Annotated in this window: 23 protein-coding genes; 15 read left to right on the top strand and 8 right to left on the bottom strand. The window is 51.3% G+C overall.

Translation table 11 applies throughout. The features are described from left to right. Positions 1 to 8 precede the first annotated feature (8 nt). Entirely contained in the window at positions 9 to 614 is a 606-nt protein-coding gene (locus LQ777_RS17410) for a DUF1684 domain-containing protein (protein WP_232559210.1), read from the bottom strand. Between the two features lie 104 nt (positions 615 to 718). Here LQ777_RS17410 and trxA point away from each other — a divergent pair, with 104 nt between their 5' ends. Continuing rightward, on the top strand, positions 719 to 1,027 hold the full coding sequence (gene trxA, locus LQ777_RS17405) for a thioredoxin (RefSeq protein ID WP_232559209.1): 309 nt from the start codon (positions 719 to 721) through the stop codon (positions 1,025 to 1,027). A gap of 106 nt (positions 1,028 to 1,133) precedes the next feature. On the opposite strand, the gene LQ777_RS17400 is transcribed toward trxA, so the two are convergent. Further along, the gene (locus LQ777_RS17400) at positions 1,134 to 1,619 is read right to left on the bottom strand and encodes a Cif family virulence factor (protein ID WP_232559208.1); all 486 of its coding nucleotides are present in this window, start codon (positions 1,617 to 1,619) and stop codon (positions 1,134 to 1,136) included. A 200-nt stretch (positions 1,620 to 1,819) separates the two neighbouring features. Here LQ777_RS17400 and LQ777_RS17395 point away from each other — a divergent pair, with 200 nt between their 5' ends. Beyond that, positions 1,820 to 3,163 carry a D-arabinono-1,4-lactone oxidase gene (locus tag LQ777_RS17395; RefSeq protein WP_232559207.1) on the top strand — a complete coding sequence of 448 codons (1,344 nt, stop codon included), beginning with the start codon at positions 1,820 to 1,822 and terminating at the stop codon, positions 3,161 to 3,163. 7 nt (positions 3,164 to 3,170) lie between these two features. Here the strand turns inward: LQ777_RS17395 and LQ777_RS17390 are convergent, their stop codons facing one another. Further along, complete coding sequence (locus LQ777_RS17390; protein WP_232559206.1) at positions 3,171 to 4,760, bottom strand: Na+/H+ antiporter; 1,590 nt, start codon at positions 4,758 to 4,760, stop codon at positions 3,171 to 3,173. A gap of 259 nt (positions 4,761 to 5,019) precedes the next feature. On the opposite strand from LQ777_RS17390, the gene LQ777_RS17385 reads away from it, so the two are divergent. From LQ777_RS17385 to LQ777_RS17370, 4 genes are all read left to right on the top strand, one after another. Beyond that, the gene (locus tag LQ777_RS17385; protein ID WP_232559205.1) at positions 5,020 to 5,550 is read left to right on the top strand and encodes a gluconate 2-dehydrogenase subunit 3 family protein; all 531 of its coding nucleotides are present in this window, start codon (positions 5,020 to 5,022) and stop codon (positions 5,548 to 5,550) included. An 86-nt stretch (positions 5,551 to 5,636) separates the two neighbouring features. Then, positions 5,637 to 7,349 (top strand): GMC oxidoreductase, encoded by a 1,713-nt coding sequence (locus LQ777_RS17380; protein WP_232559204.1) that lies wholly within the window; start codon positions 5,637 to 5,639, stop codon positions 7,347 to 7,349. A 237-nt stretch (positions 7,350 to 7,586) separates the two neighbouring features. Next, positions 7,587 to 10,709, top strand: a complete 3,123-nt coding sequence (locus tag LQ777_RS17375; protein WP_232559203.1) for a PVC-type heme-binding CxxCH protein — start codon at positions 7,587 to 7,589, stop codon at positions 10,707 to 10,709. 53 nt (positions 10,710 to 10,762) lie between these two features. Beyond that, on the top strand, positions 10,763 to 11,698 hold the full coding sequence (locus LQ777_RS17370; RefSeq protein ID WP_232559202.1) for a hydroxypyruvate isomerase family protein: 936 nt from the start codon (positions 10,763 to 10,765) through the stop codon (positions 11,696 to 11,698). 104 nt (positions 11,699 to 11,802) lie between these two features. On the opposite strand, the gene LQ777_RS17365 is transcribed toward LQ777_RS17370, so the two are convergent. The 3 genes from LQ777_RS17365 to pnuC form a co-directional block, all read right to left on the bottom strand. Next, positions 11,803 to 12,111, bottom strand: coding sequence for an isoamylase early set domain-containing protein (locus LQ777_RS17365; protein ID WP_232559201.1), 309 nt, complete (start codon positions 12,109 to 12,111; stop codon positions 11,803 to 11,805). Between the two features lie 266 nt (positions 12,112 to 12,377). Further along, positions 12,378 to 12,791 carry a lipocalin-like domain-containing protein gene (locus LQ777_RS17360; RefSeq protein ID WP_232559200.1) on the bottom strand — a complete coding sequence of 138 codons (414 nt, stop codon included), beginning with the start codon at positions 12,789 to 12,791 and terminating at the stop codon, positions 12,378 to 12,380. Between the two features lie 66 nt (positions 12,792 to 12,857). After that, positions 12,858 to 13,538 carry a nicotinamide riboside transporter PnuC gene (gene pnuC / locus LQ777_RS17355; protein WP_232559199.1) on the bottom strand — a complete coding sequence of 227 codons (681 nt, stop codon included), beginning with the start codon at positions 13,536 to 13,538 and terminating at the stop codon, positions 12,858 to 12,860. 71 nt (positions 13,539 to 13,609) lie between these two features. Here pnuC and LQ777_RS17350 point away from each other — a divergent pair, with 71 nt between their 5' ends. The 6 genes from LQ777_RS17350 to LQ777_RS17325 all read left to right on the top strand — a co-directional run bounded on the left by LQ777_RS17350 (position 13,610) and on the right by LQ777_RS17325 (position 19,227). Next, positions 13,610 to 14,803, top strand: a complete 1,194-nt coding sequence (locus tag LQ777_RS17350; protein ID WP_232559198.1) for a Gfo/Idh/MocA family protein — start codon at positions 13,610 to 13,612, stop codon at positions 14,801 to 14,803. 231 nt (positions 14,804 to 15,034) lie between these two features. Next, positions 15,035 to 15,817 (top strand): SDR family NAD(P)-dependent oxidoreductase, encoded by a 783-nt coding sequence (locus LQ777_RS17345; RefSeq protein WP_232559197.1) that lies wholly within the window; start codon positions 15,035 to 15,037, stop codon positions 15,815 to 15,817. A gap of 81 nt (positions 15,818 to 15,898) precedes the next feature. Then, positions 15,899 to 16,789, top strand: coding sequence for an ROK family protein (locus tag LQ777_RS17340; protein ID WP_232559196.1), 891 nt, complete (start codon positions 15,899 to 15,901; stop codon positions 16,787 to 16,789). 18 nt (positions 16,790 to 16,807) lie between these two features. Continuing rightward, complete coding sequence (locus LQ777_RS17335) at positions 16,808 to 17,617, top strand: sugar isomerase domain-containing protein (RefSeq protein WP_232559195.1); 810 nt, start codon at positions 16,808 to 16,810, stop codon at positions 17,615 to 17,617. Further along, on the top strand, positions 17,614 to 18,117 hold the full coding sequence (locus LQ777_RS17330; RefSeq protein ID WP_232559194.1) for a GNAT family N-acetyltransferase: 504 nt from the start codon (positions 17,614 to 17,616) through the stop codon (positions 18,115 to 18,117). The genes LQ777_RS17335 and LQ777_RS17330 overlap by 4 nt, the downstream gene beginning before the upstream one ends. Positions 18,118 to 18,198: 81 nt before the next feature. Beyond that, positions 18,199 to 19,227: a methionine synthase gene (locus LQ777_RS17325; protein ID WP_232559193.1), complete on the top strand. Its 1,029-nt coding sequence runs from the start codon at positions 18,199 to 18,201 to the stop codon at positions 19,225 to 19,227. Between the two features lie 89 nt (positions 19,228 to 19,316). Here the strand turns inward: LQ777_RS17325 and LQ777_RS17320 are convergent, their stop codons facing one another. After that, on the bottom strand, positions 19,317 to 19,643 hold the full coding sequence (locus LQ777_RS17320; RefSeq protein WP_232559192.1) for a HesB/IscA family protein: 327 nt from the start codon (positions 19,641 to 19,643) through the stop codon (positions 19,317 to 19,319). A gap of 106 nt (positions 19,644 to 19,749) precedes the next feature. Here LQ777_RS17320 and mce point away from each other — a divergent pair, with 106 nt between their 5' ends. The 3 genes from mce to odhB all read left to right on the top strand — a co-directional run bounded on the left by mce (position 19,750) and on the right by odhB (position 24,889). Beyond that, a complete protein-coding gene (mce, locus tag LQ777_RS17315) occupies positions 19,750 to 20,154 on the top strand; it encodes a methylmalonyl-CoA epimerase (protein WP_232559191.1) in 405 nt (134 codons plus the stop codon). A gap of 230 nt (positions 20,155 to 20,384) precedes the next feature. Beyond that, positions 20,385 to 23,165, top strand: a complete 2,781-nt coding sequence (locus LQ777_RS17310; protein WP_232559190.1) for a 2-oxoglutarate dehydrogenase E1 component — start codon at positions 20,385 to 20,387, stop codon at positions 23,163 to 23,165. Positions 23,166 to 23,257: 92 nt separating this feature from the next. Beyond that, the gene (gene odhB / locus LQ777_RS17305) at positions 23,258 to 24,889 is read left to right on the top strand and encodes a 2-oxoglutarate dehydrogenase complex dihydrolipoyllysine-residue succinyltransferase (RefSeq protein WP_232559189.1); all 1,632 of its coding nucleotides are present in this window, start codon (positions 23,258 to 23,260) and stop codon (positions 24,887 to 24,889) included. A gap of 64 nt (positions 24,890 to 24,953) precedes the next feature. Here the strand turns inward: odhB and gpmI are convergent, their stop codons facing one another. Beyond that, positions 24,954 to 26,525, bottom strand: a complete 1,572-nt coding sequence (gene gpmI / locus LQ777_RS17300; protein WP_232559188.1) for a 2,3-bisphosphoglycerate-independent phosphoglycerate mutase — start codon at positions 26,523 to 26,525, stop codon at positions 24,954 to 24,956. Between the last annotated feature and the right edge of the window lie 24 nt (positions 26,526 to 26,549).

Raw genomic sequence — 26,549 nt, 5'->3', positions numbered from 1 at the left:
GAAACAGGTTAATGCGCCTTGCCGTATGTTTTTTCGCCCGCTTCAATGGCTACCGGCAAAACATTGTTTTTGGGCGGAATCGGGCAGGAGTACCCTTCGCGGTAAGCACAATACGGATTGTACGCTTTGTTGAAGTCAAGCGTCATCTGCCCGTTTTTGATGTCGCCCATGCGAAAGTCGAGGTAGCGGCCTCCGCCGTAGGTTGATAGGCCGGACGTAGCATCTTTAAACGGAAGAAACAGGTAATCACGGTATTCCGGCATGCGTAGCAAGTTCAGATTGCGGTAGATCGTTAGCTGTTGGGGTTTGCCGTTTACCGTGAACGATAGCAGGGCGTAGGCTACGTGGGGTTGTGTTTTGCCGCTGTAGGTGGGCATATCGAACGGCTCCGCTTTAGGCGTCAACTGAATGGTAGCGATAACACGGTAGGTCGAATCGGGTTCGTAGAATCGCAGAAATGACAGATCGTCTTTCGATTTCAGCGGGCTACTTGAGGAGGTTATAAAGTCACTTTTGTACGTTTCGCGGTATTTGGCAACTTCTTCTGCGTAAGGTAGTTGTGCGAGTGCAGTGGTTGTCAGCAAAACGGATAATAGGAGCAGGGTAAAGCGCATAACTATTCGGGCAAAGCGATGTTTATAGCAGTGAACCGCCACGAACAGGGCAGTGTTATTCCTATGCGAAAGAACCACATCGAATCAACATACGCAACAAGGCCATGAATCAGAGCAAAGAAACATTCCAGGACATCATAAAAGGAGACAAGCCCGTACTTGTCGATTTTTACGCCGATTGGTGCGGTCCCTGTAAACAGCAGGCTCCCATCCTGAAGCAACTCACCGACCGCGCTGGCGATAAAGTACGGGTCGTTAAGATCAACGTCGATAAAGCGCAGGCTGCGGCCAACCAGTATCAGATTCGGAGTATCCCGACCATGATCATGTTTAAAGACGGAAAGATTGTTTGGCGGCAGTCGGGCGTTCAACCCCTACACACACTGGAAGGGCTGGTTAAACAGTTCAGCTAATCTAAAAAAGTAAAAAGGAAAGAGTCCGGTCGTGCGTGTACGACCGGACTCTTTCCTTTTTAAGTTGGACCCATGCTCTGTGGAAGACACCAGCACATTGCTTACTTCACTTTTTCTGCGCCTGCGCTAACCCAAAATTCTTTAGGTTGGTCAGGGCAATTACGTTGATTATCTTCCATTGGCCGTTGAATTTTTCAACGACCCGCGTCTCTTTCGATGTTGTCTTACCGTGACTGTCCAGCAGCGTCTGATCGTAGGTGACTAAAGCCATATTCCCGTTTTGATGGATGATATAGTTGGCATTCTGCACCGTTACGTTGTCCGAGACTTTTGAACTCTTGAATTGGTTGGCGAACTGCTTTTCCAAATTAGCCCATCCCTTGATGAGCATAAAGTCACCCCCGTATAGATTAGCCGCAAAATTCACGTAAGGCTCATGAGCCCAGGCCGCAGCCCATCTCGCTTTGTCGCGCTTGAAAAACCCTTCGGTTTCGTTGTACAATACCCGTTTGATTGCTTCCGTGTCGGTCTGAGCCCAACTGTACGAAGCCATACTCAACAAAAAAGCGGTTGCTACGAATAACGTTTTCATGACCGGTAAATGTTGATTCAACGGTTAATGTATGGAGTAATTTGGCTAGAGTCAACTTATTTTGGTATTTTTATTAGTTTAAATAGGGATTAAATAATCATTTGATAGAGAGTGACTTCAGATGAACAAGGCTGTATCTCTCCCTGGAAGACGACTGGTCTATCAATTAATTCAATTAGTTTAGCCGAAACCCTGTAACTATGAAAAAAAGAACCTTTCTTAAACTATCTTCGGCCTTAATGGCAACTCCAATCATCTCTCCACTGGCTCAGCTAGTATCGGACGAAAAGTTAAAGAACTGGGCCGGTAACTATACCTACAGCACCAGTCGGTTGTACGCTGCCAAATCAATCGAGCAGGTGTCGGAACTGGTAAAAAAGTACGACAAATTGAAGGTGCTGGGCACGCGTCACTGCTTCAACGGTATTGCCGATAGCACCCATAATTTTATCTCGCTCCGGGAGATGGACAAGGTGCTGGCAATGGATACGGAGGCTCGTACAGTAACGGTTGACGCTAGTATGCGGTATGGACAGTTAGCGCCGTACCTCGATAGCAAAGGATACGCGTTACACAACCTGGCGTCGTTACCGCACATCTCCGTGGCTGGGGCCTGCGCAACAGCTACGCATGGTTCAGGGGTGAAAAACGGGAATCTGGCAACGGCGGTATCGGCGATGGAAATTGTGCTGGCCAATGGCGATGTACGAACCTTGTCACGCGCGAAAGACGGCGACACCTTTCGGGCGGCTGTCGTTAACCTTGGCGCGTTGGGGGTTGTCACAAAAATGACGCTCGACGTACAGCCGACCTTTACGATGCGGCAGGACGTGTATGTCGATCTCCCGCTGGATCAGATGAGCGGAAATTTCGATGCCATCATGTCGGGTGGTTACAGCGTCAGCCTGTTTACCGACTGGCAGAAAAAGCGCGTCAATGAAGTGTGGATTAAAAGCCGCGCTAAGAAAGATGATCAGGCGAAGGCTAAACCGGATTTCTTCGGTGCTACGCTGGCTACCAAAAATCTGCATCCTATTGCCGAAATATCGGCTGAGAACTGTACCGAACAGATGGGCGTACCGGGTCCTTGGTATGAGCGTTTACCCCACTTCCGAATGGGCTTTACACCGAGCAGCGGCAAAGAACTGCAATCGGAATACTTTGTCCCGTACAAAAATGCCGTCGAAGCGATTCTTGCTGTCGAGCGGCTCCGCGACCACATTAGCCCGCACCTGCTGATTTCGGAACTTCGCACCATCGACGCCGACGACTTGTGGATGAGTATGGCCTACAAACAGCCGAGCCTGGCTATTCACTTTACCTGGAAACAGGATTGGGCGTCGGTCAGTAAGGTACTGCCGATGATCGAAAAAGAGCTGGAGCCGTTTGGGGCGCGTCCGCACTGGGGAAAACTGTTTACGCTATCGGCGGCCAAACTGCAATCCCGCTACGAGAAGCTGGACGATTTCAAAAAGCTGGTCCGGGATTTTGACCCGAAAGGCAAATTTCGAAACGCGTTTCTGGATTCGACCATTTATGGGTAGTCCGGTATTAGCCCATCGTTTCCATCAGCAATCGTGACTCTTCGAGGTCCAGTTCATACAGGATCGTGCGTAGTACTTCGTCGTCGTGGCGACCTTCCCGGCGGAGTTGAGAAACCATTTCGCGCTCGACCTGAATAATTTCCTGTTGAATCCGAAGCGATTCTTTCACTTCGGATTCATTGATATGCCGACGTCGGCGGTCTTGCTGAAGGCGTAGCCGGTCGATGCGGGTTTCGTATTTATGCTTGAGCAAAGCCAGGGCCTCGTCGGATATATCGTCGCTCAGGGAATAGTTCGATTCCAGGTGCTCAATAGCGCTGGCTGCCAGTCGAATTCGCAGTTTGACTTCATCCTGCTTGGAGCGCTGGTCTGGTTCAATGTTCAGCCAGCGGATCAGAAAAGGTAAGGCGATACCTTGAAGAACGAGCGTAGAAAAGATAACGCAGCAGGTGAAAAAAATAACAAGGTCGCGGTGAGGGAATGGTGATTTGTTTGCCAGTGTTAGCGGAAGGGCCAGCGCCGTTGCCAGCGAGAGTACACCCCGCATGCCCGTCCAGCCTATCACGGTAAGCAGTTTGTTGTTGAACAGCGGAGCGTGGTGTCTGCCGAATAACCGAGGGATATAACTTGCCAGGAATACCCATACAAAGCGCGCCACGATAACCGCCAGACTAATCAGTGCCCCGTAGCCGATAAGCATTCCTGGTGAATAGACGGACGTGGTCATCAAGATCCGTCGGAGTTGTAAACCCATGAACACGAATACGGCACTATTGAGCAGGAATGTGACAACGTTCCAGATGTTGATGATCTGTAAATGAGCCTGCCGCGACAAAAACTCGGAAGACCGGAGCGTTAGAAACAAGCCCGATGATAATACGGCCAGCACGCCCGACACATGCAGTTCCTCCGCAACGATATAGCCTGCAAAGGGCATAAGCAGGGTCAGCGTGGTTTCAACAACCGGTGTGTCATTGGTCAGTTGATGAATAGCCTTGACGAGCCATGCCAACGCCACACCAATCAGAATACCGCCTAAAACAACGACAAGGAACTGTTGACCTGCTTCCAGCAGCACAAAATTTCCGGTCGTTACCGCCACGACGGCATAACGATACGCAATAAGTCCCGTGGCGTCGTTGACAAGGCTCTCGGCTTCCAGAATGGCAATAACCCGACGCGGCAGCCCCATTTGTTTGATAACCGCCGTACCGGCAATAGGGTCGGTAGTCGATACGGTCGCTCCCATCACAAAAGCCAATGGCCACGAGAAGCCCGGTATAAATGTGTGAGCGACCCAGGCTACGCCCGCCGTAGAGAACAGAACGAGACCAAACGCCAGCAGTAAGATAGGACGGAAATTGGCCTTGAAATCGGCCCAGGAGGTATTCCAGGCTGCGGCATAAATCAAAGGCGGCAGGAAAATAAGGATAATAACGTCGGGTCTGATCACGACTTCCGGTAAGCCGGGAATCAGGCTAATGGTGATCCCCGCCAACACCAGCACAATCGGAGAGGCAATTCGAACCCGCTCGGCCAGGGCCGCTAATGCGGTAACAATAGCTAATAATGTAACCAGTAATGCTGCACTACTCATAACCTAACAACCCGGCGCTTCGTCGGTGTGTTTGGGTTCAAGTGGCAAAACTACCTAGCCCATGCCTGAAACCGCAGCTCGGAATGGCAACTATTTTTGTACAAATAGAGGATATTTCCTTCGTGCCCGTCTTTTCTGATCAGCGTTTTTCCTTCTTTGAAAAAGATTGGATAATTTGCTGGTTAGAAATGTATTTTTCCTGCTACTCCCGTTCGTTTTACAACCGAAACTCACTTTAATCACGTTTACTTGACTATTTATGAAACGTAGAGAAGCCATACAGCAAGCGGCCCTGATGATGGGCGGGCTGCTGTCGGCACCCACGCTTGCGGGCGCTATGGGCCGGGTCATCAATACCGGACCTAGTGTGGCCGTCACGGCTGAACAGGAAGCGCTGCTGGCCGAAGTTGCTGATGTAATCATCCCGACTACGAGTACGCCCGGTGCCAAAGCCGCTGGCGCCGAAAAATTCATCGTTCGGGTCATGCGCGATTGTTATCCCAAGAGTGACCAAGACAATTTCTACGCCGGACTAGCCAAGCTGGACGCTACTAGCAAAACAAAATTCGGCAAAGGATTCACGGACCTGGATGTAGCTCAGAAGAACGAAATGGTGAAACAGACCATGACCGACGATAAGCCTTTCTTCCTGCGGATGAAGGAACTGACCACTACCGGCTATTTCACCTCTGAAATTGGTGCTACCAAAGCGTTAGAATACCTTCCCGTTCCCGGACAGTTCAACGGCTGTATGCCTTTAAAACCCGGTCAGAAAACATGGGCATTATAACCGTCTGTAGCTCAGGTTTTCGTGTCGTTTCAATCCCTTGAACCGGCATCAGAAACCAAAACTATAGACTGAAAACATCGTCAAAAATGAACCTCAATATTGATTCTATAAAAGAAACGACCTACGATGCCATTGTCATCGGATCGGGTGTGACGGGTGGTTGGGCCGCTAAAGAACTGACCGAAAAGGGCCTGCGGGTGCTGATGCTCGAAAAAGGGCACCAGCTCGAACACGTAACGGGCTACGAAAACGCCATGAAAGACCCCTGGCAGCTGAAGTACAACGGCCGACTGACCACGGAGCAGAAAGAAACGCACCCGAAACTGATGCGCGATTATCCGTACAACGAGATGACCGAAACGTATTGGATGAAGGATGCGGATTCGCTCTATAAAGAAGTAAAGCGGTTCGACTGGTTTCGGCCTAACATCGTTGGGGGTAAGTCGATTATGTGGGGACGGCAATCGTACCGACTGAGCGACATCGATTTTGAAGCCAACGCCAAAGACGGGATTGCCGTCGACTGGCCAATCCGTTACAAAGACGTTGCTCCCTGGTACTCATATGTCGAAAAAGTAGTCGGCATTTCGGGGGAAGCGCTTAATCTGCCGCAACTGCCCGACAGCGACTTTTTGCCGCCGATGGAGATGTATTGCGTGGAAAAGGAAGTTCGGAAGCGGATTGAGAAAAACTTTCCGGGTCGGACAATGACCATTGGTCGGGTCGCTAACCTGTCGAAGGCGGGTCAGGCGCAGCTGGGCATTGGTCGTGCTCCGTGCCAGTACCGGAACAAATGCTCATTGGGTTGTCCCTACGGCGCTTATTTCAGCACCCAGTCCTGCACGCTGCCGTACGCGGCTAAAACCGGTCGGCTAACCCTTCGCCCTGATTCGGTTGTTACGGAAATCATGTACGACGAAAACCAGAAACGCGCTACAGGCGTGCGGGTCGTTGATGCCGTGACCTTACAGGGCCGTGAGTACTTTGCCAAGCTGATTTTTTCCTGCGGCAGTACCCTCGGAACTACGTCGATTCTGCTGAACTCCAAGTCAAGCCGGTTCCCTAACGGACTCGGTAACGACTCCGAACAGTTGGGTCATAACCTGATGGATCACCACTTCCGTACGGGGGCTTCCGGCGACTGGGAAGGCGATCTGGACAAATATTACATCGGTCGGCGAGCCAACGGTATTTACGTACCGCGTTACCGCAACATCGGTAACGACAAACGCGATTACCTGCGCGGCTTCGGCTACCAGGGGGGCGGCAGTCGCCAGGGCTGGCAGCGTAACATTGCCGAAATGAGCTTTGGGGCTGATTACAAGGAAGAGCTGACGAAACCCGGCCCGTGGACAATGGGCCTCGGCGCTTTTGGTGAGACGTTGCCGTACTACGAAAACCGCATGTATCTCGACAAAAACGAGAAAGACAAGTGGGGAATGCCGCTGGCCGTTTTTGATGCCGAGCTGAAAGAAAACGAAAAGAAAATGCGCGTCGATATGATGAACGATGCCAAGGAAATGCTCGAATCGGCTGGCGTGAAGAACGTGAAAGCCTACGACCGGGGTTCGTACCTGGGTATGGCGATTCACGAAATGGGAACCGCTCGGATGGGGCGTGATCCGAAAACGTCGGTGCTGAATGGTAACAACCAGATGCACGCCGTTAAAAACGTATTCGTCACCGATGGCGCTTGCATGACCTCGGCGTCCTGCGTAAACCCGTCGCTCACGTACATGGCCCTGACTGCGCGTGCCGTTGACTTTGCCCTGAAAGAGTCGAAAAAGAAAACGATCTAATCCGTTTTTATACTAGCCTAAAAATCACCGGTTCAGCGACAAACGACCCGGTGATTTTTGGTTAAAAGGCGTTGTAGTGAGGATAAAGCCAGCCTTTGAGGCCGTGTCATCCGTAAAGCCAGCGTAATAAAATTTGTTTTTGTATGGGTATAAATACCTTTCTTGCCTGCTTTATCGGCTAGTGGCGTATCACCGTTTTTACGCCTTACCCCCCAATCTTTTAGCCTGTTCTGATTTATGAATCTTTTTCGTTCGGCTAAGCGCTCCCGACTTTCCCGCCGGGCTGTAGCCCTTTCTTCCGCTGGTCTGGTTGTCGGTGCAACGCTTGTAGGCGCTTACCAGAACACCAACCTTAATGCCGCTTCGGAGCGTTACCTGACCCGTTTGTTTGCCGGGCTCAACGATGATGACAAGCACGATCCCAAATACGCAGTCGGCAGTTTGAACGTCGCTTCTGGATTGGAAGCGACGCTGTTTGCCGCCGAACCGATGCTGAGTAACCCAACCGATATTGACGTTGACGCCAAAGGGCGAGTTTGGGTGTGCGAAGCGTACAACTACCGTCCGGCTATCAACGGCAATCCGACGCGCAAGGAAGGCGACCGGATCGTTATTCTGGAAGACCAGAACGGCGACGGTAAAGCCGACATCACCAAAGTGTTTTATCAGGACCCAAGCATCGAGTCACCCCTGGGTATTTGGGTGCAGGGCAACAAAGTGATCGTTGCCGATAGCCCGAACGTGTGGGTACTGACCGACGAGAACGGCGATGATAAAGCCGACAAAAAAGAATTGCTGTTCAGCGGAATCGGGGGTGAACAGCACGACCACGGGATGCACACATTTGTGTTTGGTCCCGATGGGAAGTGGTACTTCAATTTCGGTAACGAAGGCCAACAGCTGTTGGATAAAGACGGCAAGCCCGTCATTGACATTGCCACCAGAAAACCCATCAATAAGCAGAATTTCAAGCAGGGCATGGTATTCCGCTGCGATCCCGATGGCAAAAACGTAGAGCTGCTTGGTCAAAACTTCCGGAACAACTACGAAGTAGCGGTTGACTCCTACGGAACGCTCTGGCAGTCGGACAACGATGACGATGGTAACAAAGGCGTTCGGATCAATTACGTCATGGAGTATGGTAACTACGGGTACACCGACGAAATGACGGGCGCGGGCTGGCAGGCCAACCGGGAAAACATCGAACCCGAAATCCCCCGGCGGCACTGGCACCTCAACGATCCCGGCGTTGTCCCGAATCTATTGCAGACGGGTGCGGGTTCACCAACGGGCATCATCGTTTACGAAGGAAACTTACTGCCCGACGTATTTCGGAATCAGATCATTCACTGCGATGCAGGGCCGAATGTGGTGCGGTCGTACACGGTTCAGAAAGATGGCGCAGGGTATAAAGCGGATATCGTAAACGTGCTGGAAGGCGCTCGCGATCAGTGGTTTCGCCCGGCTGACGTATGCGTGGCTCCTGATGGTTCGCTGATCATTGCTGACTGGTACGACCCCGGTGTCGGTGGTCACCAGGCGGGGGATCAGAATCGGGGCCGGGTCTACCGGGTAGCTCCGCCCAACTCGCCGTACAAAATGCCGAAGGTTGACGTTTCGACGATCGATGGCGCTATCGAAGCGTTGCAAAGCCCGAACATGTCGATTCGCTACGCCGGATGGCAGAAACTGCGCGAGTCAGGTCCCAAGGCCGAGAAGGCATTGGCAAAATTGTACAAAACGGCTACCAATCCCCGGATGCAGGCTCGGGCCTTGTGGCTGCTGAGTAAACTGGACAAAGGATCTAAATACCTGGAAACGGCGCTCAAAAGTGATAATCCTGATGTCCGCATTACGGCGTTACGGGCGGCCCGCCAACTCAAAACAGACATTATTCCGTACGTAAAACAACTGGTCAACGACCCTGATGCACAGGTGCGCCGGGAATGTGCCCTTGCGCTTCGCCGGAACCAGAACGCCGGACCGCCTTCGCCCGAAGCGCCGGGTCTGTGGGCCCAGTTGGCGAGTAAGTACGATGGCAAAGACCGCTGGTACTTGGAAGCGCTCGGTATCGGAGCCGATGGCAGTTGGGACAGTTATTTTACCGCCTGGATGAAGCAGCAAGGCAATGACGTGTTAGCCAATGCGCCGAGCCGTGACATTGTGTGGCGAGCCCGCACGAAAGAATCGGTGCCCCTGCTGGCTAAACTGGCCGGCGACGGTGGAACGGATCTGAATCAGCGGTTGCGTTATTTCCGGGCGTTTGATTTCAATCCGGGCGCGAGCGAAAAATCAGCTGCCTTGCTGGGAATCTTGCAGGCCAATAGCGGTTCAATGGACGTGACCAAGCTGGTACTGCGCCACCTCGATCCCGCTTTTGTGAAAAGTTCGCCCGTCGCGACGAGTGCTTTGAACAAGCTGCTGACGGATGTATACGGAACGCCTGAATACATCGAGCTGGTGACGCGCTACGAACCCGTTTCAGAGAATGCGAAATTAAGTCAGCTGGCGCTCAGCAAATACAACGATGCACTGGGCCGGGATGCCGTTCGGCAGTTGATTAAGCAAAATGGGAGTGCGTTGATCTGGAACAGCATCAACAGCACCAATGCCGACGATGCCTCGCAGATGGTGACGGCTTTGCAACGCGTGGGTAATAAAGAATCGCTGGAGATTCTTAAACTGGTGGCGCTGGACGAAAAGCGCCCATCATCACTGCGAATGACCGCTACCCGTGCGTTGGGCGGCAGCATGGACGGAGCCGATATGGTGGTTGCTCTGCTGAAATCAGGAGACATCAAAGGCGATTACAAAAAAGCTGCTGTACAAGGGGTAAGCAACGACTGGCGCAAAAATATTCGTCAGCAAGCGGCTAGCTTTCTGGACGGTGGACAAAGCGCCGAAGGTAAAAAATTGCCCGGTATGAACGAACTGATGGCGATGAACGGCGATGCCGCAAAAGGCGTCATGGTCTTCAAAAACAACTGCTCAATCTGTCATCAGGTCAACGGAGAAGGCATGGATTTCGGGCCTAAACTTTCCGAGATCGGTTCCAAGCTACCCAAAGAAGGTCAATATCTGGCGATCTTACACCCCGACGCTGGGATCAGTTTCGGCTTCGAAGGGTGGGAGGTGAAATTCAAAGACGGCAGCACCATGTCGGGTATTATTTCCAGTAAAACCGAAACGGATTTGCAGATGAAATTTCCGGGCGGTGTTGTGCAGAATTACAAAATGGCCGATGTGATGTCTATGAAAAAAATGGACGCGTCGATGATGCCATCGGGCCTTCAGGAAGCCATGAGCACGCAGGAACTAGTAGACCTTGTCGCGTATTTAACGAGTTTGAAAAAGAAATAAGCGGGGCGACGGATTCTTAAATCGACGTAATTACCGTTCTGACTACAACAACTATGCAACGACGCAATTTTGTAAAATCGACAGTAGGCTTAGCCGGTGCTACCGCTTCCGGTGAAGCGTTCACAACCAACTGGCACTCGCAACCTAACTTTCTGGCTAAAAATACTTTCAAGCTCAAATACGCGCCCCACTTCGGCATGTTTGAAAACAGCGCCGGAAAAGACCCTATCGATCAGCTGAAGTTTATGGCCGACATGGGCTTTACCGCCCTGGAAGATAACGGCATGATGGGACGTGACCCGGCGCAACAAACCAAGATAGGTGAGGAGATGGCGCGTCTGGGCATGACGATGGGTGTATTTGTTCTGGATAAAGGCGGTAACTCACAAAACACGCTGGCCGCCGGTAAGCAGGAGTACATCGACATTTTCCTGAATGGCTGCCGGAAAGCGGTAGAGACCGCCAAGCGCATCAACGGTAAGTTCACGACCGTTGTGCCGGGTGACTTCGAACGGAATCTGCCCATTGGTATTCAAACCGGTCACGTGATTGATGCCTTGCGCCGGGGAGCCGACATTCTGGCTCCGGCTGGTGTGACAATGGTACTGGAACCACTCAGCGATACGCCTAATCTGTTCTTACGAACATCGGACCAGACCTACGAAATCTGCCGGGCGGTTAATAGTCCTTCCTGCAAAATTCTGTTTGACATTTATCACATGCAGAAAAACGAAGGGCATATTCTTCCGCATATCGACTGGTGCTGGAGCGAGATCGGCTATTTTCAGATCGGTGATAACCCCGGCCGGAACGAGCCAACAACGGGCGAAATCAATTACAAAAACGTGTTCAAGTACATCTACCAAAAGCAAAAACAAACCGGGAAGGACTTTATTTTTGGTATGGAACACGGCAAATCGCAGAAGGGCAAAGAAGGCGAAGTGGCGTTAATTAAAGCGTACGTAGAATCCGATAGCTTTACCGTGTAAGCACATAGATTGGTCTCACAGACCAGAAAGCAAATAACCCGGTCACCTAGTCGGGTTATTTGCTTTTAATATCCTTTTCTGAGCTACTGAAGGGTTGATCTGGCTTACAGAACGACAACCGAATTTTCTTCACCCGCAACGCCACTAGCAACATATTTATCAGCGGCCCAATCGTTTGTCCAGGTTGTACCATCTAACACGTAGCGATATTGGTATTCGCCACCAACTGGCAGTTCAACTGTGGTTTTGTACGAACCATCTTTTTGTTTTTTCAAGACCTGCGTTGTGACGTCCCAGTCATTGAATTCACCGGCCAGAGCGACCGTTTTTGCACCGTTGACAGCCTCAGCCGGCAACTCAAACGTAACTTTTGCGATAGGCTTGCTTTTGAGAAATTGTTTGGCAATCGCCATAGTGGTTAATTATTTGATTTACAGTGCAAAATTATATTGAAAAAAAAGTAAGATCATAGTTATCAAACTCTTAAGCGCTAATATTCTTCAAAAAATTACATTGTTTGCTTTTAGTTTTATAGTTATGTCTAGAAAAAATGCTATTTAATTCGCCGAGTAAGACACTACTTTATGCCGATTTAATGAAGCAGGTAACACTACATTTACCGAATAATAAACGTTAGTTCGTTCTGATAGATCGGTTTACTCATTCGTGGCGAATGTGGTCAGCGTCGTTCAACAAAAACGTATTCGCCGGTTCCGTACGGGTTAATGATTAGCTGGTTATTCGCTACCGAAACTATTTTCATTAATCGCCCCTGCATGGATGACATACAGACCGCCATGATTCGAACGTCGTCCCCTTCGATGGTATAGTTACCCATGCCGCAGCCTAAAAAGCTGTAGTCAATGGGCTTGGTGTTTTCGTAGAATTCATTGAATCCACCATCCTTATCGAACGTAATGTAAACCCCCTTGTCTGTAGGGACACTGACCGCCGTACAGGAAGCGCTACCCGTTGGCCGACAGTAGGTGGTCAACTGCCACGTACCTACCAGTCGGTTAGCCTTAACGTCCTGGTCTGACTTCGAGCAGGCTAAAACCGTAAAAAGTAGAAGTACTGCTGAGAGCTGTTTCATCGATGAATGAATCTAGCGTTTGGTAGCAAGACCCGACCGCGTACGTAACCGTTGGAACGACGATGCTTACTGGTGTTGAACGACCCGCTGCGCTGGGTAACTCCGGTACTCGCGTGTCCAGTGCCAGGCACCCACGGCCGCGATAAAGCAAAACACAAAGTACTCAACGCCAACGAATTTGACGCCTTTTACGAAATACATGTACGTCAGGATAGCGTCCACGACAAGCCAAACGTACCAGCATTCGACCCGCTTCTCAATCATCAGAAACGTGGCGACAATGCTCATGACAGTGGTAAACGAATCTAAGTAAGGAAACGCACTTGGCTTACTGAAGAGCACCGGAAACCATTCGTGCAGATTACTGGCAAAGGTGCCAAGGACTAGTGTGGCCACCAGGCCGGACAGGGTCCAGACAACGAGCTGTCGAGTGGGTATCCGGCTGATTCGTAGTTCATGGCTACTCGTTGCTTCATTCTGCTTAGGATGCGTCCAGCGCCACCAACCCTGTAGGTTTGTTACAAAGAAAAATACCTGCAAAAACATGTCAGGGTACAGCTGAACCTGATAAAAAAGAAAGAAAAATAAAAAGACGCTAACGGCTCCGATAGGCCAGCTCCACACGTTCGCCTGGGCTGATAACCAGACGGCTACAGCGCCCGTGACGGCCCCGAAAAACTCAAGGTAACTCATGGAGTAACCCCAGATTGTAAAAAAAATCGTGTTGATGTCGAAAAAGTGGGCCATTGAGCAAAGTAATCAGCGGAGGATCTTACCTTTTGCGAAAGTACGGATTAACCATTTACCTGAACCCATTTATGCAACGTATTGCCATGCTCGGTGGTGGCTTCATTGGCCGCTTCTACGCCGACTCGATTCACGGACAACGCAGCCGCGACAAGGTAGTAGCCATCTACGCTCGTCGGGAGGAAACCGCCAGCAAGTTCGCCCAGGATTACGGCTGTGATTTTGCTTCGACAGATATGGAAGAAGTAGTTGCACATCCTGATGTCGATATGGTCTGTATTGCGCTGCCCAACAATCTTCACGAGACGGCGGTCAATCTCTGTGCAAAACATAAGAAATCGGTGGTGTGTACAAAACCCCTGGGTCGCAATGCGGAAGAAGCCTTCCGGATGATGCAAACGGTCGAAGAAGCGGGTATTTTTGCCGGTTATCTCGAAGATCTGTGCTACACGCCAAAGTTTTTGAAAGCGCTAGACAGCGTCAAAAATGGGGCGTTGGGTCGAATCCTCTGGGCGAAGTCGCGCGAAACGCACCCCGGTCCGCACTCCGATTGGTTCTGGGATAAGGAACAGGCCGGTGGCGGTTGTATGCTCGATTTGGGATGTCACTGCGTTGAAATCGCCCGCAACTTTATCGGTAAGGATGTAAAGCCAGTGGAAGTGATGTGCTGGGCTGCCACGCAGGTTAAACCAATCGATGCCGAGGATCACGCCATTGCGCTGGTGAAATACGAAAATGGAGCCATCGGCCAGTTCGAGGTAAGCTGGACCTTCCGGGGCGGCATGGACCTGCGCGACGAAGTGATGGGTACCGAAGGCACGATCTGGATCAATAACTTTTTGCGAACGGGCTTTGAGATGTTCACCACCGGGAAAGGCGCGGATTATGTGGCCGAAAAAGCCGAATCGACTACGGGCTGGTTGTTTCCGGTGGGCGATGAAGTAAACGATCTGGGTTACAATCATATGTTTACCGACATGTTTCTGTCCCAGGAAGAAGGGCGTGAACCCGCCGAAACCTTCTACGATGGCTATATCGTCAACGCCGTGCTGGACGCTGCTTATCGGTCAGCCGAAACAAAGCAATGGGAGAAAGTAATTCTTCCGGTCTGGCGTGGTCAGGAAGGGCTGACGCAGCAAACCACGCTGGTCGATTACGACGAGCAGTACTACCTGATCAAAGAAGAAGTTACCCACGACGGTCGCCATAAAGTAATCCTGAAAGACAAACAAACCGGAAAAATCAGCGAACGGGACATTGTGTAATGATTGGTTTTTCGACAGGATTAACAGGATTGACAGGATTTTGGCGTATACGCCCGTCTTTATTGTAAAGTAGAACTCGCCCGATAGCTATAATACTGAGCGTAGTTTTCGGACTCGCTATCTTGTAAATCCTGTTAATCCTGTCAAAAAAAACAGTAGTTACAAACCCAATTACCCTATATTGGCTCCGTAATCCGTTGAGTTTAGTCGAAACAATTATCAGGAATTGGAATGTGGTTAGAATCGAAAAAGATAGTGGTGATTGGAGGGACGACAGGCATGGGTTTGTCAGCGGCTTTGGCGTTTGTGCGCGAGGGAGCGCAGGTGGTTGTCGTTGGGCGAAATGCTGAAAGCTGTGCTACTGCCGAGCAACAACTTGATGGAAATGGACTGGCGATGTCGGGGGATGCCTCCGATCCGCAAACGGCTCCCAAAGCCATTGCCCTCTGCCAGCAGATTTTTGGTGGCTTCGACGGTTTATTTCACGTAGCGGGCGGTAGTGGCCGACGGTTCGGCGACGGGCCGCTTCACGAGATTACGCCTGAAGGCTGGAATTATACCATCAATATCAATCTCACCTCATTGATGCTGTCGAATCAGGCGGCTGTTCGGGCGTTCCGGGCGCAGTGTACGGGCGGCACGATTCTGAACATGGGGTCTGTGCTGGGGTCGAGTCCGTCACCAACGTATTTTGCTACGCACGCGTATGCCGCCGTAAAATCGGGCGTGATTGGCTTTACAAAATCCGTAGCGGCCTATTACGCCAACGACAACATTCGCGTCAACGTACTGGCTCCGGCGCTAGTTGAAACACCCATGTCGCAGCGGGCAACGACCAACGATGCGATCATGTCCTTTACTCGTACTAAACAACCCTTGGATGGCGGTCGAATTGGTCAGCCTACCGACCTGGACGGAGCCGCTGTGTACTTTATGTCCGATTATTCGGCTTTTACTACCGGACAGGTCCTGACAGTCGACGGCGGATGGAGCGTGAGTGAAGGTCAGGTTTAGACCTGGATTCAGATAATTCGCCTAATTCAATAACGTAAAAACAAGCTAATTGACCCGTCACCTAAAGCATCGTTTAGACAGATGAACGCAATCGGCATTGACCTTGGCGGTACCTGGATCAAAGGCGTTTTAATGAATAGTGAAACGGGCGAAATCGTCAAACAACTATACCATCCGACCAATGGTGAAAAGGACTGGAAACAGGCCGTTGCCGAAACCGTGGCCGACTTACGAAAGTTGTCCCCGGACAACGTAACGGCTACCGGATTATCAGCGCCGGGGCTGCCCGACGAAACCAATCAGTACATCGCGTTCATGCCGGGACGGCTAAGTGGTCTGGAAGGCTTTCATTGGGGAAGTTTTCTGAATGATGACGTTCACGTCGTCAACGATGCTCACGCGGCATTGCTGGCCGAAAGTCGGTTCGGGGTTGCCAAGGGGTATCGTCAGGTCGTGATGCTGACGCTCGGCACGGGGGTTGGGGGCGGTATTCTGATCGATGGTCGCTTGTACCAGGGCAATTTTCAGAAGGCGGGTAGTGTTGGTCACATTGCCGTCGATGGCGAGAGCGTTTCAGACGTAACGGGTATGCCGGGCAGCCTGGAAAATGCCATTGGCAACTGTACCATCGAGAAGCGGTCAATGGGTCGGTTTACATCGACCTATCAACTGCTGGAAGCGTACAAACAGGGTGATTACGTGGCGCAGTGGGTATGGCTGTCGTCTGTTCGGAAGCTAGCTATAGGAGTGAGTTCGCTGATCAACGGTTTCTCGCCAGACCTGGTCGTGCTGGGGGGAGGCATTACGCAAGCTGAAGAGGATTTGATGCGGCCCCTGGCTGAGTTTATGACTTTGTACGAATGGCGGCCCGGTGGTCAGGCTACGCCCCTAAAGATTGCCCAATTTGGCGATATGGCGGGTGCGATTGGGGCCGCGAGTTTTGCCATTCAACGTTCTATTTCACCAGTTTAGTTGGATTTCTGCCGATCAATGACTCAACAATATATTGCGAAGTGCCGCCAGATGCTGGACAGTATCGAAGCCCAGACTCCCCATATTCAGCAGGCGGCTCAGTGGTTTGCCGATACGATTCTGGCGGGCCGAATGGTGCATGTGTTCGGATCAGGTCACAGCCGGATCATGGTCGAAGAAATGTGGCCTCGATACGGTTCGTTTCCCGGTTTTAACCCCATCGTCGAACTCTCGCTAACGTTCCACAATCTGGTCGTAGGAGCCAACGGGCAGCGGCAGGCGATGTTCCTGGAAAACGTTCCGGGTCTGGCCGACCGTATCCTTCGTAACTTTGCGCTGACCAGGCAGGATTCCGCTCTGATTATATCGTCGTCGGGCTGTAACGTTGTTCCTATCGAAATGGCCGAACTGTTTCAGCGGCAGGGTGTGAAAGTGGTGGCGCTGATTACCAAAGAGCACTCCGAACAAAGCACAAGCAAACGCGCCGATAGAAAAAAATTAGGGGACTTCGCCGATCTGATTCTGGATACAGGCGCACCCGTTGGCGACGCCATGCTAACCATACCCGAATTAGACACGCCGGTTGCGCCCGGCAGTACAGTTGGCGGAGCCGTTGTGGTAAATAGCCTTAAGGCCGAAGTTGCGCGACTGCTAACGGAGGCCGGTCGTCCGCCAAAAGTGCTTAGTGCGGGCGTGGTAGTGGGTGCCGAACGAGCAGTTGATCTGTTCGAATCGGCCTACGATGAGCACGCGCACCGACTGGCAAAACTATACCAGCAGGTGGGCATCCCCAGTTACGTTAGCCAAGAGAATACACAAGACTTATGATTGAAACGTCGCGCCTGACAATTATCCCTCTGACGCTTGATCAAATTCGACTGCACCTTGCTGATCGGTACCAGTTGGAAAAGACGTTGGGACTGAAAAAAGGACATCGGGAAGTGACTGAGCCTTTGCTGAGTATCATCACACACTTCACCGTTCCCCGCCTGAAAGATCCGTCGAACGACCCGCTTTACCATACCATGTGGCTGGCAATCGATCGTGATAAGCAGCAGTTCGTGGCCGAAGCGAAATTTAAAGGTGAGCCTGATGAAACGGGCACGGTAGAGATTGGCTACGGCACGTACCCGGCGCTTTGGCGAAACGGCTACATGAGCGAAATGGTGGGTGGTCTGGTCAACTGGGTTGGGCAGCAACCGGGAGTTCATCGCGTTGTGGCCGATACCGACGTTGAAAATGTAGCTTCGCAGAAGGTGCTGGAAAAGAACGGTTTTTCTTTATTCGACCGGGTAGAAAACATGCTTTGGTGGGAATACATAGTCTAAAGACGCTGACCCGGTCAGACAGTAGATGAAACAGGGCTTTGCCTTAACCTGATTTGATCAGTTTACTAACCCTCTACCAACGTGCAGCCTGTTCCCATCAAAACTACGGTTGTTGGCTCTATGCCGTTTCCGGGTTGGCTGGAATTTTCCAGTCAGCACCTCGCGCAGTTTGGTCCTGCGGACATCAACGAAATGATTGACGATGCGGTTGTGACTGCCGTTCACGATCAGGTGGCGGCTGGCCTGGACGTTATTTCCGACGGTGAGCAAACCCGCTTCGATTTCAACCTGTCGTTCTATGGCTACATCAACGGTATCCAGAATAACGAAACGGAACTTCGGCGGTTTGGTCCACCCGCTCACGATCAGCGGGGCAAGCACAACATTCTGGAACCGCTGACGGCTCCCAACGGACTGGGCGTAGTGGAAGAATACCTGCGGTTAAAACGAATCGCTCCCAACGGACAAGGACTAAAAGTTTCGATTCCGGGTCCGTATACGCTCAGCGGTCGATTATTGCCGGGTACTTTATACAAAGACCGGTGGGAAGTGACCGAAGCCTTATTACCTCTGGTAAACAAGGAGATCGCTGATCTGGTAGCGCTGGGTGTCCCGGAAATCTGCGTCGATGAGCCGTCCATGTCGTGTTACGCGTACCGCGAAGATACCCGGCGGTTTGTCGATATTTTTAATCGGACCGTTGCGCCGGGAGTTGGCAAAACCCGCTTGTCGATGCACCTCTGTTTCGGCAACTACAAAGGGCGTTCGGTGGGTAAAAAGACCATCGCGCCCATGCTCCCTGACTTTCTGGATATGACCGTCGATGAGATTCATTCTGAAATGACGATCCTGAATTTTGCCGAGGTCAATCTGCTCGAACGGTTTGCCGAAAAAGTTGATGTGGCCGTCGGCGTGATCGACGTAAAAAGCTACTACATCGAAACGCCCGACGACGTAGCCGAACGGATTCGAAAATGTTTACCTTATGTACCCGCCGAAAAACTGGCCGTTGCTCCCGATTGCGGGCTTAGCCAGACGGCCCGCTGGGCAGCCAAGCAAAAACTAGCCAACATGGTTGCCGGGGCAAAGATGGTCAGATCAGAACTGTAACGAACGGAAGGCAGTAGACAGAAAGCGGGTAAACGAAAAAGACCGCTTGGTCAGGCGGTCTTTCGAATAAACGATACTGTCAGAACCTGTTAAACGGCAAAACTTTCGCCACAACCGCAGGTACGTGACGCATTCGGATTTTTAAACTGAAAACCTTTTCCGTTCAGACCGTCCGAAAAGTCGAGTTCGGTACCCGCCAGGTAAAGCAGGCTTTTGCGGTCGACCAGAATCTTAATGCCTTTATCTTCAACGACATGGTCGGTTGGTTGCTGTGTAGCGTCGAACTGTAGATCGTACATCAGGCCCGAACAGCCTCCGCCCTGAACACCCACTCGGATTGCGTAACTGTCGGTGAGGCCGTCTTTCTGACGGAGTTCAATGATTTTATCTTTGGCGATTTCTGAGACAGTAACCATAGTCGTAATGGAATCGAATTTGACGCGAATTAATGCTATTCTATTAACTTTCTGCCAATCGGAAAAGTTCTGCTTACCCCGTTAGTCTGTCAATTGATCCATAACGATGCTAACCAACGTCGAACACATCGGTATTGCGGTCCGCGATATTGCCGCGTCCAATGCGCTATTTGCCAAACTGCTGAACGTTCAGCCGTATAAATCCGAAACGGTTGAAGCAGAAGGCGTGACAACCACATTCTTTCAGGTCAATCAGACAAAAATAGAGCTGCTTGAAGCCATAAACCCCACAAGTCCAATCGCCAAATTTCTGGAGAAAAAGGGCGAGGGTATTCACCACATTGCCTTCGAAGTTGACGATATACGGACCGAGATGGATCGCTTACAGCGAGAAGGGTTTACGGTGCTAAACGAGACGCCCAAGCCTGGAGCCGACAACAAACTAGTCTGTTTCTTGCATCCCAAAGGGACAAATGGCGTCCTGATCGAATTATGTCAGGAAATCAAATAAGTATTTTTAACTCGATCGGTTCGTACCTACAAACACGATGTTTTATCCGGTGACACCGTTTACATAGGTCCGTTGGTATAGAGAGGGGTCAACTAAACCGCAATTAATGCTGTTATTGGAATAAGGGCGTCGTTTCCAGTATAGGTATAGAATAAAAACCAAAAATTTTAGGACCAAGTGTTTGGTTGATAGCTTACCTTTGCGGGTCAAAACAACGACGCGCCCCCGTCATGGACCAGTATTCATATATCGCTAATTCCGACGCGGCTTACGTAGACCAACTGTATCAGTCTTATAAACAAGACCCTCAATCAGTTGACGAAAGCTGGCAACAATTTTTCAAAGGATTCGAATTTTCATTGACCTACGGCGAAAATGCCAAAGGAACCAATGGTAAAACCAACGGCGCTTCGACCAACGGTAATGGGGCTGCTCAAGCTGGCGCTTCGACAAAACCGGTTGATGCAAGTCATGCCGAAAAAGAAGTTTCGGTTGCCAGTCTGATCAAAGCCTACCGGTCTCGCGGTCACCTGTTAGCCAAAACCAACCCGCTCAAAGAGCGCAAAGACCGTCAGCCACGGGTCGATCTGCCCGATTACGCCTTGTCGGAAGCAGACCTGGATACGGTATTCGAGTCAGGTAAATTGCTTGGCATTGGACCCGCTACTTTACGGGTCATCATGGAATCGCTTCGGAAGGTATATGCCGGTGATATCGGTTTCGAATACATGTTTATCCGTGAGCTGGACGTTAAAAACTGGCTACGGAACAAAATCGAAAAAGAAGCGCTGGTCTTTACGCCATCAAACGACGAGAAGAAGCGTATTTTCGAGAAGTTGAATGAAGCGACCGTCTTCGAGAACTTTCTGGCAACGAAATACCTCGGACAGAAGCGCTTTTCGCTGGAGGGAGGGGAAGTGACCATTCCGGCGTTGGATACCATCATCAGTCAAGCCGCCGATATGGGCGTGGAAGAAGTGATGATCGGTATGGCGCACCGCGGACGGCTGAACGTGCTGGCCAATATCCTGGGTAAATCCTACGAATCGATCTTTGACGGTTTCGAAGGAAACGTGCCTGAGCAGGTTCACGGCGACGGCGACGTAAAATACCACTTGGGTTATTCAAGCCTGATCGAAACCAAATCGGGTAAACAGATCAGCGTAAAACTTGCACCGAACCCGTCACACCTGGAGGCTGTAAACCCCGTAGTTGAAGGATTTGTGCGGGCGCAGGCCGACGAAGAATACAATGGTGACTTCAGAAAGATCATGCCAATCCTGATTCACGGCGACGCTGCGGTGGCAGGGCAGGGGATCGTCTATGAAGTTACGCAAATGGCTAAGCTGCCGGGTTACCAAACCGGTGGTACGGTTCACTTTGTCATTAATAACCAGATTGGCTTTACAACCGACTTCGATGATGCTCGGTCATCGATCTATTGCTCGGACATTGCCAAGATTATCGACGCACCGGTTTTCCACGTAAATGGCGATAATCCGGAAGCGGTTATTTTCTGCGCTAAACTAGCGGTTGAGTTCCGTGAGAAATTCAATCGGGACGTGTTCATCGACATGGTTTGCTACCGTCGGTATGGCCATAACGAATCAGATGAACCCAAGTTTACGCAGCCGACGATGTACAACATCATCGATAAGCACGCCAACCCACGCGAACTGTACAAAGACCTGCTGATTGAGCGGGGCGACGTAGACGCTGAACTGGCGCAACGCATGGATACCGAATTCAAGCAGCAGTTGCAGGATCGGCTCGACCGCGTGAAGCAAAAAGCTGAGATTCCGTACAAACCACTGCGGCTCGACCTCGACTGGGCAGAACTGCGTTTCAGCGAACCCGCTGATTTTGATCAGTCGCCCGAAACGGGTGTTTCGCCTGAAGTGCTGTCGGAAGTTGGTAAAGCGCTCGTCAAAATTCCGGAAGGGTTCAAGCCGCTTAAGCAAATTGATAAACTGCTGAAAGATCGGCAGACGATGCTCAATGACACCAAAATGGTGAACTGGGGCACCGCCGAACTGCTGGCTTACGGGTCGCTGTTGCTGGATGGTAAACCCGTTCGACTGAGCGGTCAGGATGTGCAGCGGGGTACATTCTCGCACCGTCATGCAGTATTACACGATTCGGAAACGAACCAGTCGTATTCATCGCTTGATTTTATCCGGGACGGTCAACAGAAATTCCAGATCTACAACTCACTGCTGTCGGAATACGGCGTACTGGGTTTTGAATATGGTTATGCCATGGCGAACCCGCACGCGCTGGTTATCTGGGAAGCGCAGTTCGGGGATTTCTCGAACGGTGCTCAGTTGATCATCGACCAGTTTATCGCAGCTGCTGAATCGAAGTGGGGCATTGAGAACGGTGTAACGTTGCTCTTGCCACACGGTTACGAAGGACAGGGACCTGAACACTCGAACGCCCGGCCTGAACGTTATCTTCAGCTCTATGCGGAGTACAACATGGTCGTTGCCAATATTTCAACACCAGCCAACTTCTTCCACCTGCTGCGTCGGCAACTGGCTTGGCCGTTCCGTAAGCCACTGGTGGTGATGTCGCCTAAGTCGTTGCTGCGTCATCCAAAATGTGTTTCCCCGCTGGAAGAGTTGACCAAAGGAAGCTTCCAGGAGGTGCTCGATGATAACTATGCACAGGCCGAAAAAGTAAAACGAGTGCTGTTATGTACCGGTAAAGTCTACTATGATCTGCTCGATAAGCAACAGGCCGATCAGCGTGACGACGTAGCGATTGTTCGACTCGAGCAACTGGCTCCGCTGCCTAAAAAGCAACTGGACGCTATTTTGGAGCAGTATAAATCCGCTGAAGTGTTCTGGGTACAGGAAGAACCCGAAAACATGGGCTACTGGACTTACCTGCTGCGGGTAGGGATGAATCTACCCATCATCTCGCGTAAGGCTGCGGCTTCACCGGCTACGGGTTATCCCAAAATACACACGCAGGAACAAGCCGATATCGTTCGGAGAGCTTTTGAATAAATAAAGTTTTCGGTTTTTAGTTTTCAGTTTTTGGGTGAATCATTGCTGCAAGAACTGAAAACTGAGGACCCAAGACTGAAAACTAGAAAAAAATGGCCGTTGACATGAAAATTCCTCCCGTGGGGGAATCCATTACCGAAGTTACAGTTGGCACCTGGTACAAAAAGGAAGGTGACCACGTAAAAATGGACGATGTTCTGTGTGGACTCGATTCCGACAAAGCTACATTTGAGTTGACAGCCGAAGCTGATGGTATTCTGCACATCTTAGCGCAGGAAGGAGACGTTCTGCCAATTGGTGCCAGTATCTGCACAATCGACGGTGACGGTAGTGCTCCTGCTGCATCGCCATCGTCCGAACCCGCCAAAGCCGAAGCGCCGAAACCCGCTGAACAGGCGGCACCGGTCGCCGAATCCGCTCCTGCTTTACAGCCTGTGGCTGAACCTGCTGCGGCTGCTGTTGCTACGGGTGGTAGTGTAATCGAAATGAAAGTCCCGGCCGTTGGTGAGTCAGTTACGGAAGTTACAATTGCCTCTTGGAGTAAGAAAGATGGGGATCAGGTAGCCCTCGACGAAGTACTGTGCGAACTCGAATCGGACAAAGCTACGTTTGAGCTTCCCGCCGAAGCCGCTGGAACGCTTCGCATCGTTGCCCAGGCGGGTGAAACCCTGGCAATCGGCGCTTTGATCGCTAAAATCGAAACCGGAACAGCGGCTGCTCAACCCGCAGGATCACCACAGCCTGCTCCGGCTCAACCGGCTTCTCAAGAAAAATCCGCAGAGCCTGCCAGCAACGGTCAGAACGGCTATGCGGCCAATTATCCGTCGCCTGCTGCGGCTAAGATTCTGGACGAGAAAGGCGTTAATGCTCAGCAAGTACAAGGAACGGGTGTCGGTGGTCGGATCACTAAGGAGGATGCAATGAAAGCATCACCTGCTCCGGCTCAGCCAGCTCCACAACCCGCAGCACCGAAGCCAGCGGCACCAGCACCCGCTCCGGCGGCTAGTGCTCCGGTTGCCGGTAGCCGCAATCAGCGTCGCGAAAAAATGACCTCGCTCCGCCGGACTATTGCCCGTCGGTTGGTAGCCGTGAAAAACGAAACGGCTATGCTGACTACCTTCAACGAGGTAGACATGAAACCGGTGATGGACCTGCGGAACAAATACAAAGATAAGTTCAAGGAGAAGCATGGCGTAGGGCTTGGCTTTATGTCGTTCTTCGCCAAAGCGGTCTGCGCAGCGTTGAAAGACTTCCCAGCCGTGAACGCCCAGATCGACGGAGACAGCATCGTTTACAACGATTTCTGTGATATTTCCATCGCTGTGTCAACCGACCGGGGCCTTGTCGTTCCCGTCATTCGGAACGCCGAGCAGATGAGCTTCGCGCAGGTCGAGAAAGAAATCGTTCGTCTGGCAGGTTTAGCCCGTGACAACAAGTTGACTATTGAGCAAATGACCGGCGGTACGTTTACGATCACCAATGGCGGTACATTTGGGTCCATGCTGTCAACGCCGATCATCAACGCGCCCCAGTCGGCTATTCTGGGTATGCACAACATTGTTGAGCGGCCCGTTGTCGTCAATGGCGAAATCGTTATCCGGCCTATCATGTACGTAGCACTGTCGTACGATCACCGCATCATCGATGGTAAAGAGTCGGTAAGCTTCCTGGTTCGCGTAAAACAGATCCTCGAAGATCCATCCCGCTTGCTACTGGATATGTAAGCTACTAATGCAAAACGAAAAGCCCCGCTCGGTGTCGAGCGGGGCTTTTCGTTTTGCGAAAATATTATTCGTTAATCAGGCTAACACCCGTCATTTCCGGCGGCTGAGGAATACCCATCAGGTGCAGAATCGTTGGTGCTATATCGGCGAGTTTACCATCATTTAAAACCGGATGATAATCCTTATCGACCAAAATACAAGGAACCAGATTGGTCGTGTGGGCCGTGTTGGGTGAACCATCTTCGTTAGCCATGTACTCAGCATTACCGTGGTCGGCAATGATGATGGTTGTGTAGCCGTGTTCCAGAGCGGCTTCGGTAACCGCTTGAGCACAAGCATCAGCTGTCTCCGCTGCTTTGACAACCGCTTCGAACACGCCCGTATGGCCGACCATATCAGTGTTGGCAAAATTCAGGCAAACGAAATCCGTTTCTTCGTTCTGTAATTCCGGTATGATGGCGTCGCGGATATCGTAAGCAGCCATTTCAGGCTTCTGGTCGTACGTTTTCACCGGAATGGTCATGGCTACACCCTCTTCGCTGTACACCGTCATTTCTTTGGGCGATGGGCACAACAGCCGTTTCTCACCCGTAAAGGGTTCCTCGCGGCCACCCGAAAAGAAGAAGGTTACGTGCGGGTATTTCTCGGTTTCGGCAATCCGAATTTGTTTGCGACCCGCATCCGCGATGACCTCACCGAGCGTTTTTTCCAGATTGTCTTTGTCGAAAATCACTTTTACACCCTCAAACTCGCTGTCGTAGTTCGTCATGGTGATGTAATGAAGCGCCAGTTTCTTCATGCCCAATTCCGGAAAATCTTTCTGGGTCAGGGCCTGGGTAATTTCGCGTCCCCGGTCGGTACGGAAGTTGAAACAAAGCACTACGTCACCTTCTTCAATGACCGCAAGAGGAGTACCTTCGGCATCTGTGTTAATAATCGGCTTGACGAATTCATCGGTAACATCGGCATCATACGAAGCCTGCAATGCGCCGATAGGATCGGTGGTCGGCACACCAACACCGAGTACCATCGCATCATACGCTACTTTGACGCGCTCCCACCGGTTGTCGCGGTCCATCGCGTAGTAACGACCCGTAACGCTGGCAATGTGCCCTGTGGTGGCCGTCATGTGCGCTTGTAAATCCGTCAGGTAGGCAACGCCCCCTTTGGGATCGGTGTCCCGTCCGTCTGTAAAGGCATGAACAAACACGTCGGTGAGCCCACGCGCATGAGCAATGGATAACAAGCCCTTCACGTGGTTGATGTGCGCATGAACGCCACCGTCTGAAACCAGACCGATGAAGTGCACTTTTTTACCCTGAGTCTGGGCGTAGTTGAGCGCATCAACCAGTACGGGTTCATTGTCCAGCGTGTGTTCATCAACGGCTTTGTTTACCTTGACGAGATCCTGATAGACGATTCGGCCCGCGCCGAGGTTCATGTGTCCTACTTCCGAGTTACCCATCTGTCCGGCGGGCAGACCAACGGCCAGCCCCGACGCTTCTAGAGTGCTATGTGCGTACTTTGGGTACAGCGAGTTCATGAACGGTGTACTAGCCGCTTCAATGGCCGAAACTTCGGGGCGCAGGGGAATGCCCCAGCCGTCGAGGATAACAAGAATGACTTTTTTGTTCATAATGTAAATAAGCCAATGAGTGAA

Origin of the sequence: Spirosoma oryzicola (genome assembly GCF_021233055.1) — a bacterium.
Lineage (GTDB): Bacteria > Bacteroidota > Bacteroidia > Cytophagales > Spirosomataceae > Spirosoma > Spirosoma oryzicola.
This window is presented reverse-complemented; position numbering and strand designations above follow the sequence as displayed.

Coding starts and splice junctions, on each gene's coding strand:
- LQ777_RS17380 (WP_232559204.1), top strand. CDS start 5,637: ATGAACCTCAATATTGATTCTATAAAAGAAACGACCTACGATGCCATT.
- LQ777_RS17410 (WP_232559210.1), bottom strand. CDS start 614: ATGCGCTTTACCCTGCTCCTATTATCCGTTTTGCTGACAACCACTGCA.
- mce (WP_232559191.1), top strand. CDS start 19,750: ATGCTAACCAACGTCGAACACATCGGTATTGCGGTCCGCGATATTGCC.
- LQ777_RS17370 (WP_232559202.1), top strand. CDS start 10,763: ATGCAACGACGCAATTTTGTAAAATCGACAGTAGGCTTAGCCGGTGCT.
- LQ777_RS17350 (WP_232559198.1), top strand. CDS start 13,610: ATGCAACGTATTGCCATGCTCGGTGGTGGCTTCATTGGCCGCTTCTAC.
- LQ777_RS17335 (WP_232559195.1), top strand. CDS start 16,808: ATGACTCAACAATATATTGCGAAGTGCCGCCAGATGCTGGACAGTATC.
- LQ777_RS17345 (WP_232559197.1), top strand. CDS start 15,035: ATGTGGTTAGAATCGAAAAAGATAGTGGTGATTGGAGGGACGACAGGC.
- LQ777_RS17330 (WP_232559194.1), top strand. CDS start 17,614: ATGATTGAAACGTCGCGCCTGACAATTATCCCTCTGACGCTTGATCAA.
- LQ777_RS17310 (WP_232559190.1), top strand. CDS start 20,385: ATGGACCAGTATTCATATATCGCTAATTCCGACGCGGCTTACGTAGAC.
- LQ777_RS17375 (WP_232559203.1), top strand. CDS start 7,587: ATGAATCTTTTTCGTTCGGCTAAGCGCTCCCGACTTTCCCGCCGGGCT.
- LQ777_RS17340 (WP_232559196.1), top strand. CDS start 15,899: ATGAACGCAATCGGCATTGACCTTGGCGGTACCTGGATCAAAGGCGTT.
- LQ777_RS17365 (WP_232559201.1), bottom strand. CDS start 12,111: ATGGCGATTGCCAAACAATTTCTCAAAAGCAAGCCTATCGCAAAAGTT.
- LQ777_RS17385 (WP_232559205.1), top strand. CDS start 5,020: ATGAAACGTAGAGAAGCCATACAGCAAGCGGCCCTGATGATGGGCGGG.
- LQ777_RS17400 (WP_232559208.1), bottom strand. CDS start 1,619: ATGAAAACGTTATTCGTAGCAACCGCTTTTTTGTTGAGTATGGCTTCG.
- LQ777_RS17360 (WP_232559200.1), bottom strand. CDS start 12,791: ATGAAACAGCTCTCAGCAGTACTTCTACTTTTTACGGTTTTAGCCTGC.
- odhB (WP_232559189.1), top strand. CDS start 23,258: ATGGCCGTTGACATGAAAATTCCTCCCGTGGGGGAATCCATTACCGAA.
- trxA (WP_232559209.1), top strand. CDS start 719: ATGAATCAGAGCAAAGAAACATTCCAGGACATCATAAAAGGAGACAAG.
- pnuC (WP_232559199.1), bottom strand. CDS start 13,538: ATGGCCCACTTTTTCGACATCAACACGATTTTTTTTACAATCTGGGGT.
- LQ777_RS17395 (WP_232559207.1), top strand. CDS start 1,820: ATGAAAAAAAGAACCTTTCTTAAACTATCTTCGGCCTTAATGGCAACT.
- gpmI (WP_232559188.1), bottom strand. CDS start 26,525: ATGAACAAAAAAGTCATTCTTGTTATCCTCGACGGCTGGGGCATTCCC.
- LQ777_RS17320 (WP_232559192.1), bottom strand. CDS start 19,643: ATGGTTACTGTCTCAGAAATCGCCAAAGATAAAATCATTGAACTCCGT.
- LQ777_RS17390 (WP_232559206.1), bottom strand. CDS start 4,760: ATGAGTAGTGCAGCATTACTGGTTACATTATTAGCTATTGTTACCGCA.